This window comes from Marinomonas piezotolerans, from assembly GCF_003362755.1.
GTDB lineage: Bacteria > Pseudomonadota > Gammaproteobacteria > Pseudomonadales > Marinomonadaceae > Marinomonas > Marinomonas piezotolerans.
This window is the reverse complement of the sequence record NZ_QKRA01000011.1, coordinates 46,830-69,803: the sequence shown is the minus strand read 5'-3', so window position 1 is coordinate 69,803 and position 22,974 is coordinate 46,830. Positions and strand designations below refer to the sequence as shown.

The 22,974-nt window shown below is 45.9% G+C and carries 20 protein-coding genes and 1 tRNA gene; 15 read left to right on the top strand and 6 right to left on the bottom strand.

Going from position 1 to position 22,974, the window contains the following annotated elements; genetic code table 11:
* Nucleotides 1-73 precede the first annotated feature (73 nt).
* Nucleotides 74-853 (bottom strand): type I restriction-modification system subunit M N-terminal domain-containing protein, encoded by a 780-nt coding sequence (locus tag DN730_RS16915; protein WP_211313899.1) that lies wholly within the window; start codon nucleotides 851-853, stop codon nucleotides 74-76.
* Nucleotides 854-1,312: 459 nt separating this feature from the next.
* Between DN730_RS16915 and DN730_RS16910 the strand changes: the two genes are divergently transcribed.
* Nucleotides 1,313-3,214 (top strand): PhoX family protein, encoded by a 1,902-nt coding sequence (locus tag DN730_RS16910; RefSeq protein WP_115469324.1) that lies wholly within the window; start codon nucleotides 1,313-1,315, stop codon nucleotides 3,212-3,214.
* Nucleotides 3,215-3,404: 190 nt separating this feature from the next.
* The gene (locus DN730_RS16905) at nucleotides 3,405-3,734 is read left to right on the top strand and encodes a hypothetical protein (protein ID WP_115469323.1); all 330 of its coding nucleotides are present in this window, start codon (nucleotides 3,405-3,407) and stop codon (nucleotides 3,732-3,734) included.
* A 320-nt stretch (nucleotides 3,735-4,054) separates the two neighbouring features.
* Here the strand turns inward: DN730_RS16905 and DN730_RS16900 are convergent.
* Nucleotides 4,055-4,140: transfer RNA gene (locus DN730_RS16900), tRNA-Leu, on the bottom strand.
* 211 nt (nucleotides 4,141-4,351) lie between these two features.
* On the opposite strand from DN730_RS16900, the gene queA reads away from it, so the two are divergent.
* From queA to secF, 5 genes are all read left to right on the top strand, one after another.
* On the top strand, nucleotides 4,352-5,413 hold the full coding sequence (gene queA / locus DN730_RS16895) for a tRNA preQ1(34) S-adenosylmethionine ribosyltransferase-isomerase QueA (RefSeq protein WP_115469322.1): 1,062 nt from the start codon (nucleotides 4,352-4,354) through the stop codon (nucleotides 5,411-5,413).
* A gap of 32 nt (nucleotides 5,414-5,445) precedes the next feature.
* Nucleotides 5,446-6,564: a tRNA guanosine(34) transglycosylase Tgt gene (gene tgt, locus DN730_RS16890; protein WP_115469330.1), complete on the top strand. Its 1,119-nt coding sequence runs from the start codon at nucleotides 5,446-5,448 to the stop codon at nucleotides 6,562-6,564.
* 72 nt (nucleotides 6,565-6,636) lie between these two features.
* Nucleotides 6,637-6,963, top strand: coding sequence for a preprotein translocase subunit YajC (gene yajC / locus DN730_RS16885; protein ID WP_115469321.1), 327 nt, complete (start codon nucleotides 6,637-6,639; stop codon nucleotides 6,961-6,963).
* A 74-nt stretch (nucleotides 6,964-7,037) separates the two neighbouring features.
* A complete protein-coding gene (gene secD / locus DN730_RS16880) occupies nucleotides 7,038-8,891 on the top strand; it encodes a protein translocase subunit SecD (protein WP_115469320.1) in 1,854 nt (617 codons plus the stop codon).
* A gap of 15 nt (nucleotides 8,892-8,906) precedes the next feature.
* On the top strand, nucleotides 8,907-9,812 hold the full coding sequence (gene secF / locus DN730_RS16875) for a protein translocase subunit SecF (RefSeq protein ID WP_115469319.1): 906 nt from the start codon (nucleotides 8,907-8,909) through the stop codon (nucleotides 9,810-9,812).
* 86 nt (nucleotides 9,813-9,898) lie between these two features.
* On the opposite strand, the gene asd is transcribed toward secF, so the two are convergent.
* Both asd and DN730_RS16865 read right to left on the bottom strand, forming a co-directional pair.
* On the bottom strand, nucleotides 9,899-10,753 hold the full coding sequence (gene asd / locus DN730_RS16870; RefSeq protein WP_115469318.1) for an archaetidylserine decarboxylase: 855 nt from the start codon (nucleotides 10,751-10,753) through the stop codon (nucleotides 9,899-9,901).
* Between the two features lie 13 nt (nucleotides 10,754-10,766).
* On the bottom strand, nucleotides 10,767-12,251 hold the full coding sequence (locus DN730_RS16865; protein ID WP_115469317.1) for an HDOD domain-containing protein: 1,485 nt from the start codon (nucleotides 12,249-12,251) through the stop codon (nucleotides 10,767-10,769).
* Between the two features lie 130 nt (nucleotides 12,252-12,381).
* Between DN730_RS16865 and motA the strand changes: the two genes are divergently transcribed.
* Together motA and DN730_RS16855 are read left to right on the top strand one after the other, a co-directional pair.
* Nucleotides 12,382-13,236 carry a flagellar motor stator protein MotA gene (gene motA / locus DN730_RS16860; protein ID WP_115469316.1) on the top strand — a complete coding sequence of 285 codons (855 nt, stop codon included), beginning with the start codon at nucleotides 12,382-12,384 and terminating at the stop codon, nucleotides 13,234-13,236.
* 8 nt (nucleotides 13,237-13,244) lie between these two features.
* Nucleotides 13,245-14,147, top strand: a complete 903-nt coding sequence (locus tag DN730_RS16855; RefSeq protein WP_115469315.1) for a flagellar motor protein MotB — start codon at nucleotides 13,245-13,247, stop codon at nucleotides 14,145-14,147.
* On the opposite strand, the gene rsgA is transcribed toward DN730_RS16855, so the two are convergent.
* Entirely contained in the window at nucleotides 14,144-15,178 is a 1,035-nt protein-coding gene (rsgA, locus tag DN730_RS16850; RefSeq protein ID WP_115469314.1) for a small ribosomal subunit biogenesis GTPase RsgA, read from the bottom strand. The genes DN730_RS16855 and rsgA overlap by 4 nt on opposite strands.
* 72 nt (nucleotides 15,179-15,250) lie before the next feature.
* Here rsgA and orn point away from each other — a divergent pair, with 72 nt between their 5' ends.
* Nucleotides 15,251-15,796 (top strand): oligoribonuclease, encoded by a 546-nt coding sequence (gene orn, locus DN730_RS16845; RefSeq protein ID WP_115469313.1) that lies wholly within the window; start codon nucleotides 15,251-15,253, stop codon nucleotides 15,794-15,796.
* Between the two features lie 15 nt (nucleotides 15,797-15,811).
* On the opposite strand, the gene DN730_RS16840 is transcribed toward orn, so the two are convergent.
* A complete protein-coding gene (locus tag DN730_RS16840) occupies nucleotides 15,812-16,561 on the bottom strand; it encodes a sulfite exporter TauE/SafE family protein (protein ID WP_115469312.1) in 750 nt (249 codons plus the stop codon).
* A 29-nt stretch (nucleotides 16,562-16,590) separates the two neighbouring features.
* Here DN730_RS16840 and DN730_RS16835 point away from each other — a divergent pair, with 29 nt between their 5' ends.
* From DN730_RS16835 to miaA, 5 genes are all read left to right on the top strand, one after another.
* Nucleotides 16,591-18,072 (top strand): NAD(P)H-hydrate dehydratase, encoded by a 1,482-nt coding sequence (locus DN730_RS16835; protein ID WP_158541232.1) that lies wholly within the window; start codon nucleotides 16,591-16,593, stop codon nucleotides 18,070-18,072.
* A gap of 39 nt (nucleotides 18,073-18,111) precedes the next feature.
* The gene (gene tsaE / locus DN730_RS16830; protein ID WP_115469310.1) at nucleotides 18,112-18,579 is read left to right on the top strand and encodes a tRNA (adenosine(37)-N6)-threonylcarbamoyltransferase complex ATPase subunit type 1 TsaE; all 468 of its coding nucleotides are present in this window, start codon (nucleotides 18,112-18,114) and stop codon (nucleotides 18,577-18,579) included.
* Nucleotides 18,580-18,685: 106 nt separating this feature from the next.
* Nucleotides 18,686-20,011 (top strand): N-acetylmuramoyl-L-alanine amidase, encoded by a 1,326-nt coding sequence (locus tag DN730_RS16825; RefSeq protein WP_115469309.1) that lies wholly within the window; start codon nucleotides 18,686-18,688, stop codon nucleotides 20,009-20,011.
* A 25-nt stretch (nucleotides 20,012-20,036) separates the two neighbouring features.
* Nucleotides 20,037-21,974: a DNA mismatch repair endonuclease MutL gene (gene mutL / locus DN730_RS16820; RefSeq protein WP_115469308.1), complete on the top strand. Its 1,938-nt coding sequence runs from the start codon at nucleotides 20,037-20,039 to the stop codon at nucleotides 21,972-21,974.
* 2 nt (nucleotides 21,975-21,976) lie between these two features.
* A complete protein-coding gene (gene miaA / locus DN730_RS16815) occupies nucleotides 21,977-22,909 on the top strand; it encodes a tRNA (adenosine(37)-N6)-dimethylallyltransferase MiaA (RefSeq protein ID WP_158541233.1) in 933 nt (310 codons plus the stop codon).
* The last annotated feature ends 65 nt before the right edge of the window (nucleotides 22,910-22,974 follow it).

The window sequence follows — 22,974 nt, the reverse complement described above, 5'->3', positions numbered from 1 at the left end:
ATTTAGTTCCCCCGTGAACAGCTCGATGCTATTCAGTAGAAACTCATATCTGAATATAGAGCGTTTTAGTTTGTCACCATTGAAGCATGTATGGTGTGGGATTAAAAGAAGGTATGTAACGTTTGCCCATTGCTGGGTCGTACACACGGCCTTCAAATGGTTCGATCATTTCAACGATCAAACTTACGATGGATGCAGGAGTATAGAACTGACCACCTTTTTTACCTTCCGCTAGGGCAAACTGACCGAGGAAGTATTCATAGATATGACCAAGGATATCTTTGCTGTTCAGTGATTTATGATTGAACGGAATGGTGGCAATCAGGTTGATCAATTCGTTGAGCTTGGCCTGATCAATACGAAGCTGTGCGTAGTGCTTATTTAAAACGCCTTTAAGCTTGTTGTTCTCACGCTCAATGCCTTCTAAAGCGTTATCAATTAAGTGGCCGACGGAGGTGATTTTCTTGGTTTTGCCATCTATCTCAATATCCGCACCGCCAATCACAACAGGGCCGTTATCTTGAAGAAACTGCCAACGCGATTCGGTTGGCAACCAGAACACGTTTTTCTCTGTATAGTAGTCACGCTGCTCAAGCTCGATAGCGATTTCTTCTGCCAATTCTTCTTCACTGAAATCAGCAGGATCAAGATAGTATTCATGATCTGGGTTGCTGAGATCGGCTTTGATCTCATCCTGACGAATGGTAAAAGCGTCTGATACATACTTAACAAAGATAAGTCCTAATACGGCGTGCTTGTACTGAGAAGCGTCCAGTGATGCGCGAAGCTTATCTGCTGCATTCCAGAGTTTCTTTTCTAACTCTTTTAAGTATTCCTGCTCTTGATTGTTCATAGGGTCTTTTATCAGCCAACTTTAGTGAATAGATGTGTCGTCCTTGTGTATGGATACAAGGCTTGAAATTATCTTGGGAGGCAATGAAAAAATTGAGAAGTCGATTGTGACTGCTGGTGCTCATCCCTGAATTCAAGATAGTACCTGAAGACAAGAGTGAATTTAATGGCACCGATACAAAAGTGTTGAGATGAGCACAAGGCGATGAGTCGAGGCAGAGAAGGTCTGGTTGAGTGCGTTGTTCAGTCTCAAACTTTATTTGAGCAGTCGCAAACTTTATTCGGATTTCTCAATAGCTATCTGAAAACACCATAATTAAACTGTCATTTAACTATCATATAAGTGCCACGTAACTGACACCTGCCACAGGCTAAATATCTTTCGAATAAGTTAAAGGTATGGCGACTTGTGGAAGACCCACCATACCTCATTTAAGAAAAAACTATCGAGGAAACGACAATGTCAGTTAAGCAAGATCAATTACTAGGGTTTGATGAGCATGATGAACTAGTGCGTCCAGCTGCGGAAGTGGTTGAGTTTGAAGAAACCGCAAAGCGTATGGTGTCACGTCGTGGCTTTTTAACTGGTGGCGCTGCGGTGGGTGCAACCGCTCTTGTGATGGGTTCTACGACGTTGTCAGCGACTAAAGCGATGGCTGCGGATCACCCTGAAATGTCTCGCTTGGCGTTTGAGATGGTAAAAGCAAATACCATGGATACGGTAACTGTTCCTGAAGGTTACAAGTGGGAAGTATTAGCGTCTTGGGGCGAGCCATTGTTCAGCAACGCACCTGAATTTAACCCAGCGACGGGCGGTACAGGGGCTTCTCAAGAGCTTGCTTTCGGTGATCACAATGACGGCATGGCGCTGTTTTCTCATAACGGTCGCCAGATCCTTTGTGTGAACAATGAATACACTAACCTTAATACACTGCATGCTAATCGCGCTGATGGTGTACCAACCACTGCCGATGACATTCGTAAAAGCAAGGCAGCACACGGTATCTCTGTCGTTGAGATCGCACGCCGTGGTGGCAAGTGGGGCATTGTTAAAGACTCTGAATTCAACCGTCGTATTACCGCTGACACGGAAATGGACATCACTGGCCCAGCACGTGGTCACGACCTAATGAAAACCAAAGCCGATCCAAAAGGTGTGGTTGCTAAAGGTACTTGGAACAACTGTGGTAACGGTCAAACGCCTTGGGGTACTTACTTAACGTGTGAAGAAAACTTCAATGGCTACTTTTCTTCAACTAACAAAAGCTTCCCGTTGACGCCACAAATGAAGCGTTACGGCATCAGCCATGATGATTGGGGCTACAAATGGGCGATGGCGGATTCTCGTTTTGACTTGTCTCAAGAGCCACAAGAGCCAAACCGTTTTGGTTACATTGTTGAGATTGATCCGCTTAACCCGAATGCACGTCCTAAGAAACGTACTGCTCTGGGTCGCTTCAAGCATGAAAATGCTGAAGTTGAGGTCGCAGCAAACGGTCATGTTGTCGTGTACCTAGGCGATGATGAGCGTGGTGAGTTTCTATACCGTTTTGTATCTAAAAACAAATTTGTTGCAGGCGGTGATAATTCTGATTTGTTGGAAGAAGGCACGTTATACGTGGCTAAATTCAACGATAACAACACGGGCATGTGGCTTGCGTTGACACCAGAAACGACTGGTATGACTGAAGCGGAAATCGCGATCTACACTCGTGAAGCGGCATCAAAAGTCGGCGCGACAACGATGGATCGCCCAGAATGGGTTGCATCTAATCCAAACAAAGCAGAAGTGTACTGCTGCTTGACGAACAACAAGAATCGCGGTGTTAAACCTAACGCAGGTGGTGATGAAACTCCAGCAGTGGGACCTAACCCTCGCGTTAAGAATAACTTTGGTCAAATTGTTCGCTGGCGTCCAGAGAGCCAAGATCATACTGCAGCAAACTTCAACTGGGACTTGTTCGTTCTAGCGGGTAACCCTGCTGTGTACGATGATGCGAATGCTGGCTCTAAAAACGTTAACAAAGACAACATGTTTAACTCTCCAGATGGTCTGAAGTTTGATTCTAAAGGGTTGCTATGGATTCAAACGGATGGCAACTATTCTAATGAAAAAGGCTTTGCTGGTCAGGGTAACAACCAAATGTTGGTGGCTGATCCTGAAACAGGTGAAATCAAACGTTTCTTAGTTGGACCAAAAGAGTGTGAAATTACAGGTGCGGCTTGGAGTGCTGACCGTACAACGATGTTTGTTAGTGTTCAGCATCCAGGTGAGAAAGGTGATTCGAGCTGGCCTTATGGTACCGTGCCTCGTTCTAGTGTAATTGCTATTTCTCGTGAAGATGGCGAAATGATTGGTTAATCCGAACCGCTCGTTTCTGAAGCGGCGCTTTATGCGCCGCTTTTTTATGTCTGTCAAAAAGCACTTTTACGTCTTCATACACTAGCTTTTCACAAACTTGGTAGTTGTGCATCCACCTCTTACTTACACTGATTGCATGTCCCTTAGGATATTTTCTGAGGGGAGTCAGTTCTATAGAAGGAGGGCAGTAATGACTAACAAATTATTCAACCTAATGACTGTTGGTACACTGACAACCACACTTTTGCTAAGTGATATACCGAGTGTGTATGCGATGGATATCGAATCAAGTGAAAGTGATATTCAGGACGACGAAATAGCGTTTACACTGAATAATCGTGACAAGCATTTGCTACTACATGCTGATGAGCTTGAGGCATACCCTGAGGCGAGCAGAGGAGAGATTGAGCGTATAGTACATAGTAATGCGTCTGCTCAGGGTGTCGAGTCTCGCGCCGCAAGCGCTTCACGAGGCAGCAGTGGTAAAAGTAAAGGTGGAAATGGTAACGGCAAAAAATGATGTCTTTTCCGTATGAAGCTTCCTGAGCAAAATCCAAAAATCCCCATGTACGGCGCCTATGTTTTTGGCGCCGTTTTTTATGTTTAAAAAATGGCAATCCAGTGAAGCCTATCGCGAGATGACGCAGAAAGTTATGAAGGCCGTTGCAAAATTATGGGAAGACAAAGTGGTGGTGGTTCATGAAGGAGGTTACTCTGAAACCTATGTTCCAATTTGTGCGCTTGCTTTGATTGAAGCGTTGAGTGGTCAAAGTCAAACAAGCCCTGTGAAACGAAAAAAGCCCCAAGCATCGCTTGAGGCTTTTTTGCATCTTAATAAGATGGTACCAGTGGCCGGACTCGAACCGGCACGCTTTATAGGCAATGGATTTTGAATCCATCGTGTCTACCAATTCCACCACACTGGCCTTGAAAAAGGTGGTGCGTATTATCTAGTATTTTGCTTGCGTGTCAACTACTGAGTAGAAAAAAACGAAAAAGGTCGTGTTGGGCGTCTCTCACGCTCAATAATCGCGATGAATTGGTAAGAGATAGGGGAATTCTCGTTATACCGTACCCAAGTGGTCAGAAATTCGATAAAATGCCGCATCTTTTTTTAGGTATCGTAACTCAGCAACTATGCGCGTATCAGATTATCGTTTTGAGCTTCCAGAGGAGCTTATTGCCCGCTATCCAATGCCTGATCGAACCTCAAGCCGACTGCTGAAGCTTGATGGTCCAACTGGCGAGATCGACCATCAGACGTTCAGTGATATTCTTGAACATGTTGAGCCTGGGGATTTAATGGTGTTTAACAACACCCGAGTCATTCCTGCTCGATTATTTGGACAAAAAGCGTCTGGCGGTAAGTTAGAGCTTTTGGTAGAGCGCTTGTTGTCCGAGCATGAAATATTAGCGCATGTGCGATGTAGTAAGTCCCCTAAAGTGGGGAATCGTCTTGAGCTTGGAACGGATCGTGGTGCGTCCCATGGTGCCGAGATGGTAGGGCGTGACGACACCTTATTCCATTTACGTTTTGATGAGCCTGTGTTGCACGTATTGGAACAAGTCGGTCACATGCCGTTGCCGCCTTATATAGAGCGCCCGGATGATGAGAGTGATCAAGAGCGTTATCAAACGGTGTATAACAAAACACCTGGTGCGGTGGCCGCGCCGACCGCGGGTTTGCATTTTGATGAGGCATTGCTGGCTGCATTGCAAGCAAAAGGAGTTGAGACAGCGTTTGTTACTTTGCATGTTGGTGCAGGGACATTTCAGCCTGTGCGGGTAGAGGATGTCAAAGATCATGTGATGCATTCAGAGTATGCAGAAGTGTCCCAAGATGTCGTTGATAAAGTTCGTCAGACTAAGGCGAATGGCAAGCGCGTTATTGCAGTGGGTACGACGAGCGTACGTTCTTTAGAATCAGCGAGTCAGTCGGGGCAGATTGAGCCATTTGCTGCAGATACCAGTATCTTTATCTATCCGGGCTATGAATTTAAAACGGTTGACGTACTGGTGACCAACTTTCATTTGCCCGAATCTACCTTAATCATGTTGATCAGTGCTTTTGCTGGCTACGATAACGTGATGAACGCTTACCGCGTTGCCGTCGCTGAAAAGTACCGCTTCTTCAGTTATGGTGATGCCATGTTTATTACTCAAAACCCAAAGGCCGAAGGGCCATCTGATGAGGAATAAGACGAATGTCAGATAAACGTCCAGAGTGTTTTATGGACTTTGAAGTGCTTGCAACGTCGGGTAAAGCTCGCCGTGCTCGTTTGAGTTTTCCTCGGGGAGACGTAGAGACGCCTGCATTTATGCCTGTTGGTACCTATGGTACCGTGAAGAGTATGCTAACCAAAGATATTGAAGAGATTGGTGCCGATATCATCCTAGGTAATACTTTTCACCTCTGGCTGCGTCCTGGTACCGAAGTGATTAAAGCACACGGTGATTTACACGACTTCACTCAATGGAAAAAGCCAATTTTAACCGACTCTGGTGGTTTTCAAGTTTTTTCGTTGGGAGCCATGCGTAAAATTACTGAAGAAGGAGTGAGTTTCCGCTCCCCTGTAAATGGCGACAAGGTGTTTTTAAGCCCTGAGATTTCAATGCAAGTGCAACGTGACCTTGGCTCTGATATCGTGATGATCTTTGACGAGTGTACGCCATATCCTGCAAAGGAAGATGAAGCGGCAAAGTCAATGCGTATGAGCCTACGTTGGGCCCAGCGTTCGAAAGACGCGCACGGTGACAGCCCGTCAGCATTGTTCGGAATTATTCAAGGTAGCATGTACGAGACATTGCGAGATGAATCTCTGGAAGGGCTAACGAACATTGGCTTTGATGGATACGCCATTGGGGGGTTATCTGTCGGAGAACCAAAAGAAGACATGGTTCGAATATTGGACCATTTAGCGCACAAAATGCCCGACAACAAACCCCGTTATCTGATGGGGGTTGGTAAGCCTGAAGATCTTGTCGAAGGCGTGCGTCGTGGTGTGGATATGTTTGACTGTGTCATGCCTACACGTAATGCTAGAAATGGTCATTTATTTACATCAGAGGGGGTGGTTCGTATTCGCAACGCTTTCCATCGCCATGATACGAGCCCGCTTGATAAAGAATGTGATTGTTACACTTGTAAAAACTTTTCTCGGTCATATTTACATCATCTTGATAAGTGTCAAGAAATGGTCGGTGCTCAATTAAACACCATTCATAACTTACGTTATTACCAGACGTTAATGGCGGGATTGCGTAAGGCGCTTGATGAAGGTAGATTTGACGCCTTTGTTGATGAGTTTTATGCAAAACGCGGCATGGAAACACCGCCGCTGAATAATTAGTAACCAGAAGTTGTGCTTTTTCTGGATCAGTAAGAGCACTATTGTTTTTTTAACCATTGGAGAGTAAACAACATGATCGCTTTGATCTCACCAGCTTACGCTGACGGTGGCGCTCCAGCAGATGCCGGTATTTTTAACCTGGTTCTGTTGGTAGGTTTCGTCATCATTTTCTATTTCTTAATGTGGCGTCCACAAGCTAAGCGCACAAAAGAGCATAAAAACTTGCTTGCTTCCTTAGCGAAAGGTACAGAAGTGGTAACAAGCGGCGGCGTTCTAGGTAAAGTAACAAAGGTTGACGACAACTATGTTGTACTAGATGTTGCTGAAAACATTGAGATGAAATTTCAAAAGTCAGCGGTTGCTGCAGTGCTTCCTAAAGGCACATTGAAATCAATCTAATGTCTTTGGAAAAGCGCCAACCGGCGCTTTTCCATTTTTTGGATTATATTTTCCTCTAGTTCCAAGGACAATTCATGCTTAACAAGTACCCCTTGTGGAAGTATTTGCTTATCTTACTGGTGATCGCATTTGGCATTATTTACGCGCTGCCAAATTTATACCCTGACGACCCAGCACTACAATTATCCACGCAAAAAACAACAACTGTTATCGATCAGCGCACTTTAGACACTGCGGCGCAGGCTTTAAATGAAGCTGGCATAGAATTAAAACAAGCAGAATTGACCTCTGCTGGCGGTACCTTACGTTTCAATAATGGTGAGGACCAATTGGCGGCGAAGCCCGTCATATCATCTGTGTTAGGTGATGACTATGTGGTGGCATTGAACTTAGTTCCGACGACACCTGATTGGCTTGCGGCGATTGGTGCAGGCCCTGCTAAACTCGGTTTGGATTTGCGCGGCGGTGTTCACTTTCTATTGGAAGTCGATACCCCCGCAGCATTAAAGCAGCGTCTAGATGTTGCCGCGAGCGAAATGAAAGCCGCTTTGCGTCAGGAGCGTATTCGCTATCGTAGTGTTGATGTCGCTGACGGTGTGATGTCTATTCGCTTTTTACAGCAAGGTGATCAAGCTGCTGCGGAGACTCTTCTAGAGGATCAATTCCCAGACTACTTATATTCCACTCGTGAAGACGGTGGCGATTTCTTTGTGGAAGTCGGCTTTACCGAGCCAGCTAAGAAAGAAATTGAAGCGTATGCGTTGCAGCAAAACTTAACGACCTTACGTAATCGCGTGAATGAGCTGGGTGTAGCTGAGCCTTTGGTGCAGCGTCAAGGCAGCAATCGTATTGTGGTTGAATTACCTGGTGTGCAGGATACGGCCGCAGCAAAACGTATCATTGGTGCTACAGCAAACCTAGAATTCCGACTGGAAGCAGGGTTGGACGCCAACGCTGGGGATCTGGATACTTTGACATTCCGTGATGGCAGTGGTCGTACTGCTCGATTAGAGCGAGATGTAATTATCACTGGTGACAGTGTCGCAGATGCGAGTTCTTCGTTTGATGAAAATGGCCGTCCGCAGGTCAACATTAGCTTAGACGGCAAAGGTGGCAAACAGATGGCCAAGGTGACGCGTACGGCGGTTGGCCGAAATATGGCGGTTGTGTTTATTGAGCATAAGAGTCGTACCCGTTTTGTAGAAGGGGATGATGGTAAGCTCGAAGAAGTGCGTCGCAGTTACAGCGAAAAAAACATTATTTCGTTGGCGACAATCCAAACTACATTGGGTAATTCATTCCGTATTACTGGTTTAGATAGTCCACGAGAATCTTCAGAGTTGGCACTGTTGTTACGTGCTGGTGCGCTTGCAGCCCCTATTTACTTCGTTGAAGAGCGTACGATAGGTCCAAGCCTTGGAGCTGAGAATATTCGTCTTGGGGTGTTGTCGGCTCAGATCGGTTTGCTCGTGGTTATGGCATTCATGTTGGTCTATTACAAAGTGTTTGGTGTGTTTGCAAATATCTCGCTTGGCTTAAACATTGTGCTTCTTATGGCGTGTATGTCGTTGCTTTCTGCGACGCTTACCTTGCCAGGTATAGCGGGTATCGTATTGACAATGGGTATGGCTGTGGACGCAAACGTATTGATATTTTCCCGAATAAGGGAGGAGCTCAAAGCGGGCTTGCCGACTCAACAAGCCATTCACTCAGGTTTTAATCGTGCCTTTACGACCATCCTTGATGCGAACATTACGACGCTATTGGTTGCTGTGATCTTGTTTGCCGTAGGAACCGGTCCTGTTAAAGGTTTTGCGGTGACCTTATCACTAGGTATTATCACTTCCATGTTTACTGCGATTGTTGTAACACGTGCCCAAATTAATTTGGTGTACGGTGGTCGCAAAAACAAACGTCTGTACATATAAGGAGGGCATTAAACGATGAATATTCCATTTATGGCAATGCGCAAGATCGTTGCGGTGTTCTCTTTGTTGTTAATCATTATTTCCTTAGGGTCTCTTGCCACTAAGGGGTTAAAGTTTGGCCTAGATTTTACTGGCGGCACATTAATTGAAGTTCAATATGAGCAAGCACCGGAGTTAGACAGTGTACGTTCTTTATTGGCTGAAGGTGGTTACTCGGATGTGACGGTGCAGAATTTTGGCTCGACGACTGATGTGGTCGTACGACTAGGGAGTGCTTTTACACCAACTCTTGGTGATGAAGTATTGGCTCAGTTGCGTGACAATAATTCTGTCAATGTTGAGCTGATGCGTTCTGAATATGTCGGGGGGCAAGTGGGCGAAGAATTGCGCGAGCAAGGCGGCCTAGGTATGTTACTTGCTCTCGCTATTGTGATGATTTACGTAGCTGTTCGCTTTCAGTTTAAGTTCTCTGTGGCCTCAGTGGTGGCGTTAGCTCACGACGTGATCATTACGTTGGGTGTTTTCTCGCTATTTGGTATTGAATTCGATTTGACGGTGCTGGCTGCGATACTCGCGGTGATTGGTTACTCTCTTAACGACACGATTGTTGTGTGTGACCGGATTCGTGAGAATTTTCGAATCATGCGCGACACAACGCCATTTGATTTGATTAATGAGTCAATCAATCAAACACTCGGTCGTACAGTGATCACCTCCATGACGACATTGTTTGTGTTGCTGGTGCTTTTCTTCTTTGGTGGAGAAAGCATTCACAACTTTTCGCTGGCATTGTTGGTCGGTATTATCATCGGTACGTACTCCTCGATTTTTGTCGCTGCCAATTTGCTATTGGCGCAAAATATATCTCGAGAAGACCTTGTTCCGACACCGAAAGAAGAGTTTGAGGACGAGCTGCCATAGTGTGGCTGTGGCATTAGCTCTTTGAACGGAATAATAAAAAAACCGCTTCATACAATGAAGCGGTTTTTTTGTGGTGTTATTTTTAGTTAGTTTACCGTACCGAATGGCATTCCCATTTTGGTAGGTGTCTCGGCCTGTAGTGATTGATCCCAGTTGATAGCGTCTTTGCCAAACAGCACGATCGCGGTTGAGCCTAACTTGAATCGTCCCATCTCTTCGCCCTTTTGAAGCTCTATATTGGCGAGCTTAGCGTAGTCCCAAGTTTGAACTTGTTTGCTAAACGGCGTCACTTGCCCTGTCCATACGGTCTCGATACTCGCAACGATCATGGCGCCAACTAAGATTACCGCCATAGGGCCTGCTTCAGTTTCAAATAAGCAAACGGTACGCTCATTGCGAGCAAACACGTTAGGAATTTGTTCTGCGGTCACCTTGTTGACCGAGAATAGCTTGCCTGGTACATGTATGGTTTTAATGAGCTTGCCAGAAAGGGGCATATGAACTCGGTGGTAATCTCGTGGTGAAAGGTAGACGGTCGCGAATTTTCCACCAAGGAACTGTGTTGAAAGCTCTGCATCCCCGCCGAGTAGCTCGGTTAAGCTATAGGTATGGTTTTTCGCTTGGTAAAGGGTGCCATACTCGATGTCGCCCAGCTGGCTTACTGCGCCATCTGCTGGGCAAGCGATAGTTTTGGGGTCATCGGCAATCGGGCGTAGTTCTGGTTTGATTGCACGAGTGAAAAAGTCATTGAAGTTACGGTAACTGAGCGCATCTTCGTTTACCGCTTCGCTCATGTCTACATTGTATTTTTTAATGAATTGTTCGATGAAGGTGTTTTTGACCCACGTATTTTCACATTCAGCGATACGGCCTACAAAACGCGAGAGTGCTTTTTGTGGAGTGATGTGCTGAGCAAAAGCAAATAATTGGTCTTTGTTCACAGTGGTGGTTCCATTAGTCGGCGAGTTTTATCACTCGTTTGAATGTATCAAATTGGTCTTGGCTAAGGGCAACCTTGCCAGCCAGCCAATAAATATAGGTTTCGTTATCGGAGACAGGCGACGACGCCAGAAATAAATGTTGTTCGTTAGTAAACAAGCGGCCAGCATTCTCAGGCATCTGTTTAAGCATGCTGTTGAGCTTGGTGTCATTAAAGTGAACCGCGACACGTTTACTTATAAGCTTGCTCATTACTGGATTATCAATGCCCCATTTGACTTGCTTAAGCAGGGGGACATCGTAACCGAACTGTAGCATCGGTGAGAGTTTATTTTGGCTTCTATCGTACCGCAAAATAAGTACTTGGTCAGAACTCCCTTTGAATAGGCTCAACAGTGCTTTCATTGCGATGGTAGTACGTTGCTTAGAGTCGGTTATGCCTTTTAGTTTTTGCTCAAGCCGATCTAAGGGAGACAGTTTGGTTCTGACAATGGTTGGGGCACTTTTTTGTGATTTCGATGAATGGGTATATAGCAAGGGAGAGAGCAGTTGTGATGCTAAGCTTGGCTTTGCATCGATGCTAAACTCGCGCGCAGCCATCGTAACTGAGAAGTGTGTCAGCTGGATCGCATCACCGAGTTTGATGTGTATGATGGCCGCAATAACACGATAAAAGAACGGCAGGTTTTTGCTACCCCATCCCATGATATTGGCTTCTTGAGCGATGCGGCTGGCACAATAAGCTAAAATCAGCGGCCCATTCATGATGATTGTGATGCGTTTGTCTTCGGCAAAACCGGGGAGTTGCTCTGGAGTATGGGTGAGTCGCGCGATCGATTGCAGCTCTTCTGCTGTCGGGATGTGGTCGGTTAAGAATGAATCTATGATGACTTGGGGGACTTTCCAAACCTTAAACAGCTCAGTGCTGAGTTCATCGATACGACAGCCGAGCAGGGCGATTTCGCACGCAGATGCAGATTCTCCTCCTTTACGGATGCGGCGCATAAGCTCTTGCATAACATCGTGTGCGTGATACCAAAGCAGCCAGCGTACGGCATCGCGGAAGAACGTTATCCAGTATATATCTTCAACATGACTGATTTTCTTTTCAATCGCCCATTGTCGCGCCATGGCTGCGGCTTCGTAACTGATTTGTACTTCGCGCCAAAAAGCAGTATGCGCCAGATTTTTGCGTGAGAATGTGTAGGCTTCTAATGAGTCAAACACTCCTGAGATACCCTTCATGCCAATCATTGACGCAGCGTGAATCGGGCTTTTGATGTCATTACGCTTGTACTCAACAATCTTATTGGCTTGGTTGAGTATCGAGAACGCCAGCATTGGTTCCGAGGCAATATTATTTTGCATGCGGTCTAGCGTTTCATCAGGCGACTTTATCTGCTTCTTAAGCTTGGCTATGTTGTCAGAGCTAGCTGGAAGCTTCCGATCTTGCAGATAAAGTAGCCATTCGGTTAGGCCAGAGGGTGACTTGTTCTTCATAGCTCGTTACATTTAAGGCTCAGGCAATGTTAAGTTATTAATGCACATAAATTAATAAACGTGCATGATTGGTTTAATCATACTTTATATTATTGGGTGAGCATACACCGTCGAAAAATAGGATTGCATTATGTTTGTTTTAGCTGGAATGCTAGTCGTAATAGTCAGTGTGGTGACTGGCTATATTGCTTCCCACGGTGAAATGTTGGCGCTGTGGCAACCCTTTGAAGTTTTGATCATTGTTGGTTCGGCTTTAGGGGCATTTTTTATTGCCAATCCACTTTCTCTGCAAATACAAACTGCTAAGCTGTTACCCCAAATTATTGTAGGTAGTCGACACAACACTGCGTTTCAGGTGCAGTTGTTAGGATGTGTTTATTCTATCTTTCAGCGCAGCCGCCAAGAGGGGTTGTTGGCGATAGAACAGGATATTGAAGCACCTTTCGAAAGTGATTTATTTAGCCGGTTTCCCGATGTGTTAAGGGATCATGCTTTGGTAGAATTTTTTACTGACAACTACCGTGTATACACCATGACGGGGCTGCCCGTGCACGAATTTGAAGCCATGATGGATGCCGAATTAGAGCTGATACAGGAAGAGCTCGTGGCACCAAGCCACGCGGTCAATCGAGTCGCGGAAGGGTTGCCAGGCTTTGGTATCGTAGCCGCCGTGCTAGGGATTGTCATAACGATGGGAGCCATCGGAGGCCCTATGGATGAGATTGGAACGCATGTTGCCGCCGCACTCGTCGGAACCTTCCTAGGGATTTTCTTTGCATACGGGTTTGTAGGGCCAGTTTCGGCACATCTGGAGCGCTTGGGAGAACAAGAGTTTCAATCCTATTTGTGTCTCAAAGCCTGCCTTAATGCCATGGCGGCGGGGCACCCGCCGACGGTCTGCGCTGAGGCAGGACGTAAAATGTTACCTCTACACATGAGACCTAGCTTCATAGAGTTAAGTGAGCTTGTGAAGCAGTATCGCTAGGGGGCAATGTGAAGCAGAATGACCTAATTATTCGCCGAGTAAAGAAAGTTAAGAAGGGTGGTCATCATGGTGGCGCCTGGAAAATAGCGTTGGCTGATTTTGCGTTAGCGATGATGGCGTTTTTTTTGGTGTTGTGGATTATTAATGTCGCCTCCCCTGAAGAGTTAGCTGCGATTGAAGGCTATTTCAATGATCCGGCTGGCATGTCTACAGCGGGTTATAGCAATAAGCCCATAGATTTAGGCGGTAGTCCTGCTATGAGCGCTGAGCAAAAGTTGGATTTAGATTTGCCCGAGCCTGGTAGTACCCCAGATATGACGGATGAGCAGGAAAAGCGTGAAGGTAATAACGGTGAAGAGCTTGAGAAAATGAATGCGATGTTGGAGGAAGAACTCCAAAATATTGAGTTCTTCCAGTCTGAAGATAACAATATGCGTATCGAAATCACGCCGGAAGGCGTCAGGATCACATTGATTGATGACCCTGATAAGCCTATGTTCGAACTTGGTAGTTCACGGCTGGTCCCAGATATGGAGGCAACACTCCTATCAATGGCCTCGGTGTTTGGTAGAACTGATCGCCCTATTGTCATTACGGGTCATACGGATTCTGCCGCCTATGCTGGCGGCCTGTTTATAGATAATTGGGATTTGTCGAGTGCTCGAGCAAACTCAGCAAAAGATGCACTTTTAGAAGGCGGCCTAAGCGCGCGTAGAATAGCGCAAGTGATAGGGTTAGCTGATACTGTGCCATACAATCGGTGGGAGCCGACGAGCCCCGAGAACCGAAGAGTAACCATAACATTGTTAACCGATGAGGCGTACCGGCGCTTGCTGTCTCAGAATCGCCGTCGTTTCGGCGGAGAGCAAGCCGAGTTATCTCCCGATCTTGCGCCCAGTGATGTGTTTTAGAATGCGTCATTATCTCTTATAGATTGACGAATACGTAAGTAGCTTTCGAATCGGTGAGGTGTGATATCGCCATCTTCTAAAGCCGCTCTGATAGCGCATCCTGGCTCTTGTTCGTGCGAACAGTCTCGAAATTTGCAGTATCCTAGATGGGGGCGAAACTCGACAAAGCCTTCTAATAACTCATCTTCACTAATGTGCCATAAACCAAATTCTCGTATCCCTGGTGAGTCAATTAAGTCTCCCCCAATTGGCATATGGAATAAGCGAGCGGTTGTAGTGGTATGAGTGCCTTTTTTTCGTTTCTGAGACAGCTCCCCAACACTGATGTCGACGCCAGGAAGTAGTGTGCTGATAAGCGAAGATTTCCCCACACCCGATTGGCCAACGAAGACGCTGATTTTATCCTGAAGAAATTCATCCAACTCGGACATCATCTGTTCGTTTTTTGTCGAGGTGCGGATCACTCGGTAACCCAAGTCGCTATAAGTTTGCAATAGCGCGTTCAATTGAGCCTCATTTGATTGATCGATCAAATCGCATTTGTTAAGGAGAATGACCGGAGGTATATCTACGGTTTCAGCAGCGACTAAATAACGATCAATGAGGTTAGCATGAGGGACTGGCTCCGCAGCAATAACAACGACAATAGCATCGATATTGGCCGCGACAGGTTTTAAGCGACCGTGCATGTCCGGTCGCTGCAATAAGGTTTCACGGTCACCCCGAGCCACGACAACCCCGCCATCATTGTGTTTCGGGCGCCATACCACTTTATCCCCGGTAACAAGTTGCCCTAAGTTTGCCCGCATGTTACAGCGCGTATTCAAGCCCACAAAAGGCTCTTGCGTGCCTTCAACTTCTACTTGAGTGCCAAAATGAGAGATGATAATGCCTTCTGTCTCGGGGCCAAGATCTGATGACTGCAGCGTTTCTTCCGCTTTTTCAGCACGTTTATGGGTGCGTTCCATACGCTCTTTATGAATGCGCTCGATACGCCATGCTTGTTGTTTCGTAAGCTTTCGTTTAGACATGCTTCTTGGTGGGTCGTTAATTTAAACGCATAGAGTATAATGGCTAGCATATAAAATACAGGATAGAGTGTTATGAGTTACAGCGAAGACAATCTCATTTGGATTGACCTTGAAATGACGGGGCTTGAGCCAGATACCGATACGATCATTGAGATCGCTACCATCGTCACTGATAAAGACCTAAATGTCTTAGGGGAAGGTCCGAATTTAGCGATTCATCAAGAAAAAAATGTCATGGATGCGATGGATGAGTGGTGTACGCAGCATCATGGTGCCTCAGGCTTAACTGATCGTGTGATTAACTCTAATATTTCGATGTCCGAAGCAGAGCGGCAAACGATTGCTTTTCTAGAGCAATTTGTTCCTGCTGGTAAGTCGCCGATATGTGGTAACAGCGTTGGTCAGGATCGCCGCTTTTTGTACAAGTATATGCCAGCGCTTGAAGCTTATTTTCATTACCGCTATTTAGATGTGAGTACGATTAAAGAGCTGGCAAGACGTTGGAAGCCTGAGGCGATGGAAGGGTTTGAGAAAAAGGGCGCGCATTTAGCTTTGGATGATATTGTCGAGTCTATTGAAGAGCTAAAGCATTACCGTAAAACAATGTTTGGTCTATAGCTATTATAGCGGCGGTTAATATAGTGCGCTTCCGCCGTCCCAAATGAGTTTTGCTCCAGTGATGAACAAGAAAATATAAAGTATTTTGAAAAACAGCTTTGGATCAACTTTGTAGTGCATCCACGCACCCAGTTGAACGCCTATAAAAGCGACCGGAATAAATAGAAATGACTGCCAGAGTACGGCTGTATTGAATTGCCCTAGAAAAGCATAAGGAATGATTTTTACATAATTGATGGCGGTAAAAATAAAGGCTGCCGATGCAACATAGGCCGTTTTATCTAGGTTTAGGCGTAATAAGTAGACGCTGATCGGTGGACCGCCTGCGTGGGCGATGAAGCTGGTAAAGCCGCCTAATGCGCACCAAAAGTTTGAAGCTGCTACGCCTAGGGGATTGCTTTTTCGTTGTTTATATTTGGCATGCCATGCATTGAGTGTAAACCCAATGGCGACACTCCCGACTAATAGCTTGAGTAATGCTTCTGACACCCATGATGCGATGAGTGAAGCAATAACAACACCGACTATCGCAGCAGGGATGCTTGATTGAACGGCTTTTATGTCCCATTTCCGCCAAAATTTTTGGATGGTAAACAGATCCATTATACAGAGGATTGGTAGCATGATTGCAGCAGCAGTTATGGGTGAAGTTGTGAGTGATATTAGCGGGACAGCGATAATTCCAAATGCACCAGAAAAACCGCCTTTTGAAATACCTGTTATCAATACTGCGGCGCCTATGAGCAAGCTGTGTGACAGATCCATGATATATGCCTTTAGGGTCGGGAGACGCCATGATTAATTCAATTCCAACTAGGTATCTTACGCCTTTATTCGATATCGCTGCAATTCGACGAAGAGAGCAAGCAAGCTTTGCGGCTGAAGGGAATAGTTTCGCAATGATGCAGCGTGCAGGGGCTGCGTTGTATCAACATATATTACGTCGCTTCCCGAAGTTGACACATTTAGATGTCGTTATAGGTGGAGGAAATAATGGGGGAGATGGTTTTATCGTCGCAGCATTAGCCGCGCAAGATGGTTTGGTTGTCTCTATTTTCGATGTTTCTGAAACACCCAGATCAGGCGATGCAGCACGTGCAGAACAGGCCGCCCTTAATTATGACCAAGTCGCCCTATTAAAAGGGGTGGATGAGCTGAGTACGGTCAGCCGGACAGTGATTGTAGATGCTGTTACGGGGATAGGTTTTAAGCCTCCGTTGTCGGCAAAATATAAGCAAGCAGTCGATACAATGAATCACTGTCGCCATGAAGGGGCTTGGATTGTTAGTGTTGATACGCCTAGTGGACTGAATGCCTGCAGTGGAATAGGGAGTCCAGTTGTACACGCAGATTTGGTGGTCAGTTTTATCGCAGACAAAATAGGCCACTATTTACTGGACGGTAGTGTTGCTTGTCATGATATTGTCATCGAGACGCTGCAAGCTGTGGACGCGCCTGATCAGGCGCTGGCATACTTTGTTGATCCGTCCGCCCTTGAAAAGTATTTACCCTGCTCACGATTACCTAATTCTCATAAGGGAACTTATGGACACGTTGCGGTCATAGGTGGAGACGCAGGGTTTGGTGGGGCGGCGATTATGGCAAGTGAAGCCTCAGCCAAGTCTGGAGCTGGGACGGTAAGTCTATTCACTCATGAAAGGCATCTAAGTGCTTCGTTAGTACGTAACCCTAATGTAATGTGCTTGTGTGATAAGGATGGGGCGCTAACACAGGCACTTAGAGGGCAGCAACCTGTCGTTGTTATCGGGCCAGGGTTAGGTAAATCCGCTTGGTCAAGTGAAGCCTGGAATCAGTTTTCAAATCAGGATGTGTCTGCCGTTATCGATGCGGATGGTCTTTATTGGTTGATGAAAAAACCGATAAAGCGCTCTCGAATGGTGTTGACGCCACACCCTGGTGAAGCGGCTAGATTGATGGGGTGGACTGTATCGGAGGTTCTATCCGACCTTGTTTCTGCGGCAAAGAGGATTGCTGAGCGTTACTTGTCTGTAGTGATACTCAAAGGCGCAACAAGTGTTGTAGCTTCTCCGTCTGGTCAAGTGATGATCGTGGGTCAGCCATGCCCAGGGTTGGCGAAGGGGGGCTCAGGCGATATTTTGAGCGGCATAGTCGGTAGCTGTTTGGCGTATTATACCGACCCGTTCGAAGCGGCAGTGATAGCAGCCGCATGGCATAACAAAGCTGGCAAAGCTTGTGAAAAACAGGTGGGGGCCATTGCAATGCAGCCTTACCAATTATTGGATTATTTGGAATGATTTTGCGCACACCGGTGTGTGTAGAGAAGTGAGAAATTAATGATAGAGAAAGAGATATTCGGCGAAGAAGCGATGGAGCTTTTTGGGGAGAAATTAGCGGGGGCGCTTAAACAGGGCGGAGTCGTGTACTTGGACGGCAATTTAGGTATGGGTAAAACGACGCTCGTTCGTGGTCTGTTACGTGGTTTAGGCTATATTGGGCCTGTAAAAAGTCCAACCTATACGATAGTAGAGCCATACGAATTAGATGGCGGGGAAGTGTACCACTTTGATTTATATCGTATTAGTGATGCAGAAGAGCTTGAGTACATGGGGATTCGTGATTATTTCCGTGACGATGTGTTATGCCTCGTAGAATGGGCGGAAATGGGAAAAGGTGTTTTGCCTGAACCGGATATAATTGTCCATTTAGATCTTGTGCGTTCTGGCCGAGCTGTCAGCATAGAATCAAAAACGGCATATGGTGATGTTGCAATCAATGGCATTATTGAGCAGCTTGCGAGCTAAAATATAAAGGAGGTTTGCGCCTCCTTTTTTGCCTCTTATTACGGTTTCGTTGAGATCCCCCGCCCCAACAGTTATAGTGTGGTCATATACTAGCTAGCTGTCTGATATGTATAAAAAAATCTTTTCTGTTTATTGTTTGTTGCCTGTTCTTTTGTTGATCTTTAGCGCATTTGTTAATGCTGCTGAAGTGAAGGATATTCGTGTTGCTCAGCAATCAGGTGTTACGCGTTTAGTGTTTGAGCTGAATGCTGAAGCTCAGCATCGTATGTTTACGCTTAGCAAACCTGATCGTGTAGTGCTGGATATTAGCGATTCTGACATATCCCAAGCAATCGTGAATAACCTTGCGGCACTTTCCTCAAGTGTTCTGTTACGGGTGCGCTATGCAAAGCGAGATAACGGCGTACGTTTTGTCTTAGATCTCAATCAACAAGTAAAGGCAAAGACAACAGAGCTTTCTGCTGCGGGGGATTATGGCCCACGTATAATGGTTGAACTGGAGTATGGAAAGCCAAAAACTGCGACGGTGGTAAAAAGTCTTGCCTCTATTTCTAATGCAAAGCGAGATGTCGTCGTGGTTATCGATCCTGGCCATGGTGGCAAGGATCCGGGAGCGTTGGGGCAATACAATGTTCGAGAAAAAGATATTGTCTTATCAATCGGTAAAGAGTTGGCTCGACGTCTAAATGCTTTGCAAGGTGTGAAGGCTGTGTTAACCAGGTCAACCGATGAATATTTGCAGCTTCGCGATCGATCTCGAATTGCTCGGGAGGCCAATGCAGATTTGCTTATCTCGATTCATGCTGATGCGTTTACTAAAGCTTCGGCTCGTGGAGCCTCTGTTTGGGCGCTGTCTCTTGGCGGAAAAACATCAGAAATGGGGCGCTGGTTAGCTCAACAGGAACAATCTGCTGATTTAGTTGGGGGTATATCGCTGGACGATAAGGATCAACTGCTGGCAGAAGTTTTGTTGGATATGTCAATGAACTCGACGATTCAAATGAGTTTAGATATCGGGGCGCAAGTGCTTAGTGAGATGAAAGGGGTAGCTGTGTTGCACAAAGATACCGTGCAGCAGGCGGGTTTTGTGGTTCTTAAGTCTCCTGACATTCCTTCGATATTGATTGAAACGGGATTCGTATCTAATAAAACTGAGGCAAAAAATCTCTCTAGTGGTACATATCGAAGACGTCTAGCCAATTCGATTGCAAAAGGGGTGGAAGATTTCTTTACCAAGAACCCTCCAGATGATTCTTATATTGCGTGGCGACAGAAACAAAAAAGTGGCTATACCTATACTGTTTCCAAGGGAGACACTCTATCCGAAATCGCCCGTAAAAATGGCGTCTCTCTCGGAGCACTACGCGCAGCCAATACTCTAAAAAATGACGTGATATGGGTAGGCCAAAAACTCTCGATACCAGCGAGCTAGTTCCCCAATGTATTGAAGGAATTTCATGTCTAGAATTAATTTACTTTCTCCACGGCTAGCTAACCAGATCGCGGCTGGGGAAGTCGTTGAACGTCCTGCTTCTGTGGTGAAAGAGCTTTTGGAAAATAGTTTAGACGCCGGAGCAACGCAACTTGATATCGATGTTGAGCAGGGCGGTGTTCGCGGAATAAAAATACGTGACAATGGTACGGGCATTGAGAAAGAAGACTTATCTTTAGCGCTCAGTCGACATGCAACCAGTAAAATAGTAACCCTAGATGATTTAGAGTCTGTTTGCACTCTAGGTTTCCGAGGCGAAGCTCTGGCCAGTATTAGTTCAGTATCTCGTTTGCATCTCACCTCGTTAGCAGCTGGGCAGCAGGCTGCTTGGCGTGTTGAAGCGGAGGGGAAGGATATGGTTACCTCGGTTAAACCCGCTTCTCACCCTCAAGGGACGACAATAGAAGCTCGAGATTTATTCTTTAATACGCCTGCCCGTCGCAAGTTTCTACGCACAGAAAAGACCGAATTTAACCATCTCGAAGAAGTTGTGAAGCGGCTGGCACTTAGTCGTTACGATGTTGGGTTTCGCTTAAATCATAATGGTAAACAGATTTATGATCTTCGACCTGTCGCGGATCAAATGCATGCGGAGCATCGCTTGGCGACACTGCTAGGCCGAAAATTTATAGAAAATGCATTGACCATAGATGTTGAAGCTGCAGGATTGCGCCTTTGGGGATGGATCGGGTTACCGACTTTTTCCCGATCGCAGGCAGATCTACAGTATTTTTTTGTGAATGGTCGCGTTGTTCGCGATAAGTTGGTGGCACACGCTGTCCGCCAAGCATATAGAGATGTTCTATACAATGGGCGTCATCCTACGTTCGTGCTTTATTTAGAGCTCGACCCTGCAACCGTAGATGTTAATGTGCATCCGACTAAGCATGAAGTTCGCTTTCGTGATGGGCGATTGGTACATGATTTCTTGTTCAGCCGTATTCACAAAGTGTTAGCGGATGTACGCCCCGAAGCGGGAGCATCAGGTAGTGCTGAAAACCCTATTCAGAAGTCTGAGTCGCAAATTCACCAGCAAGATAATTTACGTCTTGGTCATCCTCGCCAAGTAGATAGAGAAACAGCTTGGATGACAGCTGGGGATAAAGCAGTATCCCCCAATGATGTTAGAAACCAGATGACGGCTGTCTCTCAAATGGCTGAATACGCACGTGGCTTTAGTCGAGAGGAAATTAACCCTGAGACTGGTGAAATTACGGTAGTGCCTGGTGGTGATGCGGTTAATCATGAAGAATATGGCCAAAAGCCAACTGAGACTCAAGGCGCATTAGCATCTGAACCGTCGCCGGCACATTCGACTACCCCTCCACTTGGTTATGCGGTGGCGCAGATTCACGGGATTTATATATTGTCTGAAACAGACCAAGGTATGATTATTGTGGATATGCATGCCGCGCACGAGCGCATTGTATATGAGCGAATGAAAGCGGCTTTCTATTCTAAGAGTGTTGCTGCTCAGCCACTACTCGTGCCAATTAACGTAGCGGTTTCTCAAGCAGAAGCGGATTTAATTGAAGATAATGTTGCTGTGTTTAGCCAGTTTGGGTTTACTTTGGAGAGATCAGGACCTGAAAGCGTGATGGTTCGGGAAGTGCCAGTCATTTTAATTGATGGAGACATCGAGAGCTTAGTGCGCGATGTTGTCAGTGATTTATCTGTGAATGGGGCGACTGATTTGCTGCAAGCTAGAGCAAACGAACTGATGGCAACAATGGCCTGTCACGGTGCGATAAGAGCAAACAGGAAGCTAACGATCACAGAAATGAATAGCTTGTTAAGGGATATGGAGATCACTGAGCGCAGTGGTCAATGTAACCATGGAAGGCCAACTTGGACGCAGCTCTCAATGTCCGATTTGGATAAATTATTTTTACGAGGCCGTTAATGATAAATAAGCCAAAAGTTGTGTGTTTAATGGGACCTACTGCTTCGGGCAAGACTGGGCTTGCTGTAGAAATGGCTGCTAATCATGACTTTGAAATAGTGAGTGTTGATTCCGCGCTGATCTATAAGGGCATGGATATTGGTACAGCTAAGCCTGAAGCCGATGTTTTAGCAAAAGCTCCGCATCGTCTTATCGACATCATTGACCCAATTGAAAGTTATTCAGCCGCAGATTTTTTGTCAGACGCCAAGCGCGAAATAAATGATATTCTGTCCAAAGGAAAGACTCCTTTGTTGGTGGGCGGAACCATGATGTATTTTAATGCGCTGCAGAAAGGACTTGCGGCTATGCCTTCTGCCGATATTGAAATGCGTGCTCAGCTAGATGAGCAGGTACGCCAGTATGGTTTGATTAGTTTGTATGATGAGCTAATGCGTGTTGACCCAGAGTCTGCTAAGCGCATAGGCGATAATGACCCTCAGCGTTTGCAAAGAGCTGTAGAGGTCTATCGATTAACGGGTAAGTCAATGACTCAATGGTGGGCCGAACAGACAGCCCAAGAGCTGCCGTATGATCTAGTGAATATTGCGGTGATGCCAGAAGACAGATCTACATTGCATAAACGTATAGAGCAGCGCTTCAATATTATGATGGATGAGGGGTTCCTTGCTGAAGTTGAAGCGCTTTATGCTCGTGGCGATTTAACGATCAATATGCCCTCAGTTCGGTGTGTAGGTTATCGACAGCTATGGCAGTATTTGGAAGGGTTGGACACGCTTGATGATGCTATTTATAAAGGCGTGGTAGCAACGCGTCAACTTGCTAAACGACAGCTTACTTGGCTAAGAGGTTGGGATGAATTAGCTGTTTTTAATAGCCTTGATCGTGATCTTTTCGCCCAAACCTTGAAATACGTGCAAAGCAGGATTATATAAGGGGAAATCAATAAAGAATTAGTGTATTATCTAGCGTATTGTTTTGCCAATATTTTAATTATATG

Coding starts and splice junctions, on each gene's coding strand:
- motA (WP_115469316.1), top strand. CDS start 12,382: ATGTTTGTTTTAGCTGGAATGCTAGTCGTAATAGTCAGTGTGGTGACT.
- queA (WP_115469322.1), top strand. CDS start 4,352: ATGCGCGTATCAGATTATCGTTTTGAGCTTCCAGAGGAGCTTATTGCC.
- DN730_RS16865 (WP_115469317.1), bottom strand. CDS start 12,251: ATGAAGAACAAGTCACCCTCTGGCCTAACCGAATGGCTACTTTATCTG.
- orn (WP_115469313.1), top strand. CDS start 15,251: ATGAGTTACAGCGAAGACAATCTCATTTGGATTGACCTTGAAATGACG.
- DN730_RS16825 (WP_115469309.1), top strand. CDS start 18,686: ATGTATAAAAAAATCTTTTCTGTTTATTGTTTGTTGCCTGTTCTTTTG.
- rsgA (WP_115469314.1), bottom strand. CDS start 15,178: ATGTCTAAACGAAAGCTTACGAAACAACAAGCATGGCGTATCGAGCGC.
- tsaE (WP_115469310.1), top strand. CDS start 18,112: ATGATAGAGAAAGAGATATTCGGCGAAGAAGCGATGGAGCTTTTTGGG.
- DN730_RS16910 (WP_115469324.1), top strand. CDS start 1,313: ATGTCAGTTAAGCAAGATCAATTACTAGGGTTTGATGAGCATGATGAA.
- mutL (WP_115469308.1), top strand. CDS start 20,037: ATGTCTAGAATTAATTTACTTTCTCCACGGCTAGCTAACCAGATCGCG.
- secF (WP_115469319.1), top strand. CDS start 8,907: ATGAATATTCCATTTATGGCAATGCGCAAGATCGTTGCGGTGTTCTCT.
- DN730_RS16835 (WP_158541232.1), top strand. CDS start 16,591: ATGATTAATTCAATTCCAACTAGGTATCTTACGCCTTTATTCGATATC.
- DN730_RS16905 (WP_115469323.1), top strand. CDS start 3,405: ATGACTAACAAATTATTCAACCTAATGACTGTTGGTACACTGACAACC.
- yajC (WP_115469321.1), top strand. CDS start 6,637: ATGATCGCTTTGATCTCACCAGCTTACGCTGACGGTGGCGCTCCAGCA.
- tgt (WP_115469330.1), top strand. CDS start 5,446: ATGGACTTTGAAGTGCTTGCAACGTCGGGTAAAGCTCGCCGTGCTCGT.
- DN730_RS16915 (WP_211313899.1), bottom strand. CDS start 853: ATGAACAATCAAGAGCAGGAATACTTAAAAGAGTTAGAAAAGAAACTC.
- secD (WP_115469320.1), top strand. CDS start 7,038: ATGCTTAACAAGTACCCCTTGTGGAAGTATTTGCTTATCTTACTGGTG.
- DN730_RS16840 (WP_115469312.1), bottom strand. CDS start 16,561: ATGGATCTGTCACACAGCTTGCTCATAGGCGCCGCAGTATTGATAACA.